The organism is Butyricicoccus sp. AF35-5AC, from assembly GCF_003477715.1.
Lineage (GTDB): Bacteria > Bacillota > Clostridia > Oscillospirales > Butyricicoccaceae > Agathobaculum > Agathobaculum butyriciproducens.
Genome location: NZ_QUDX01000036.1, coordinates 1 through 1,798, shown reverse-complemented (window position 1 = coordinate 1,798; position 1,798 = coordinate 1). Strand labels below are relative to the sequence as shown.

The 1,798-nt window shown below is 50.9% G+C and carries 3 protein-coding genes; all 3 read left to right on the top strand.

Features of this window, described 5'->3' with window-relative positions:
- The coding region (locus tag DWZ82_RS14850) for a virulence-associated E family protein (protein WP_118481404.1) at positions 1–1,051 on the top strand (1,051 nt) is incomplete at its 5' end.
- A gap of 241 nt (positions 1,052–1,292) precedes the next feature.
- Complete coding sequence (locus DWZ82_RS14840) at positions 1,293–1,490, top strand: hypothetical protein (protein WP_054328110.1); 198 nt, start codon at positions 1,293–1,295, stop codon at positions 1,488–1,490.
- A partial coding sequence (locus tag DWZ82_RS14835; RefSeq protein WP_158575311.1) for a recombinase family protein occupies positions 1,491–1,798 on the top strand: 308 nt, incomplete at its 3' end.

Sequence of the window (1,798 nt, the reverse complement as noted above, 5' to 3'; positions counted from 1 at the left end):
CGCCATCGGGATTGTGGCGAATGAAAACAAGTACCATCCCATCCGGGACTATCTCAATACCCTTGTGTGGGACGGGACAGAGCGAATCCGTTTCTGCCTGCGGCACTTTCTGGGGGCTGACGCAGACGATTACACCTATGAAGCGTTGAAGCTGTTCCTGCTGGGTGCAATCTCACGAGCCTTTCAGCCAGGGTGCAAATTTGAAATCATGCTCTGTCTGGTAGGCGGTCAGGGGGCTGGCAAATCCACCTTCTTCCGTCTGCTGGCAGTCCGGGACGAGTGGTTCTCCGATGATTTGCGGAAGCTGGACGATGACAATGTGTACCGCAAGCTGCAAGGTCACTGGATTATCGAAATGTCGGAAATGATGGCAACCGCAAACGCCAAGAGCATCGAAGAAATCAAGTCATTTTTAAGCCGGCAGAAGGAGGTCTACAAGATACCCTATGAAACCCACCCGGCAGACCGCCCCCGCCAGTGCGTGTTTGGCGGCACTTCCAATGCTCTTGACTTCCTGCCCCTTGACCGTTCCGGCAACCGCCGCTTTATCCCCGTCATGGTGTACCCGGAGCAAGCCGAGGTTCACATTTTGGAGGACGAAGCTGCTTCCAGAGCCTATATCGAGCAGATGTGGGCGGAAGCGATGGAGATTTACCGAAGCGGCAGGTTCAAGCTGGCTTTCAGCCCCGCCATGCAGCGGTATCTCAAAGAACACCAGCGGGATTTTATGCCGGAGGACACCAAAGCCGGGATGATACAGGCGTATCTTGATAAGTACACCGGGAGTATGGTCTGTTCCAAGCAGCTCTACAAGGAAGCCTTGAACCATGCCTTTGACGAGCCGAAGCAATGGGAAATCCGGGAAATCAACGAGATTATGAACCAGTGCATTGACCGCTGGCGGTACTTCCCGAACCCAAGAATGTTTTCAGAATATGGCAGACAAAAGGGCTGGGAGCGTGAAAACCCGGCAACGGACTCCGGCAACCCGTCTGAAAAAACGATGGACGGTTTTGTGGAGGTCACAGAACAGATGGAGCTTCCATTCTGAAAATGACAGCCCGTTGCACCCCCTGTTGCTATCCCGTTGCCGAGCCGGTTGCCGGGGAAAATCCCGAAACTATCGGCTTTTCTCCCCTATGACAACCAAAACAACAGAAAAATAAAAGAAAAGTATAAATAGTAACTATCGCCAGATTGAGATTGTTTGCAAGGTCTTTTGAAGCCCGTTGCCGGACTTCGTTGCCGACACCCTCTGTCTGGCTATTTTCATGTATGGAGGATAACTGCCTATGGCAAAAAACAAAACAGAGATTCATGTGACTACTGTGTTTGACGGGGAGCTTGACGCAACCGATGTGTTCGTCAGCCTGATTTCCCAGAAATACGGCAAGACAAATACAAAAGAATATCTTGCTAAAAAGAAAGATATGAAGTATAATGAAGATGAGGTTCAAAAGAGCCAGATACCGTCTGGATTGTGTGGGTAAATGGCTATGATGAACGAAATGGAATACAGAACAATCGGAAAGGCACTTGCCGGGGGCTATCGTGCAGCGGTCTATTGCAGGCTGTCAAAGGACGATGACCTGCAAGGCGAAAGTGCCAGTATCGCCAACCAGCGTGATATGCTGGAAAAATACTGCGAAAGGCAGGGGTGGGAGGTTGTTGCAGTCTATCAGGACGATGGCTTCACAGGTCTTAATATGGAGCGTCCTGATTTACAGAGAATGTTGAGAGCCATTGAGCGCAGGCAAATCAACCTTGTCATCACGAAAGACCTCAGCCGACTGGGGCG

Coding starts and splice junctions, on each gene's coding strand:
- DWZ82_RS14840 (WP_054328110.1), top strand. CDS start 1,293: ATGGCAAAAAACAAAACAGAGATTCATGTGACTACTGTGTTTGACGGG.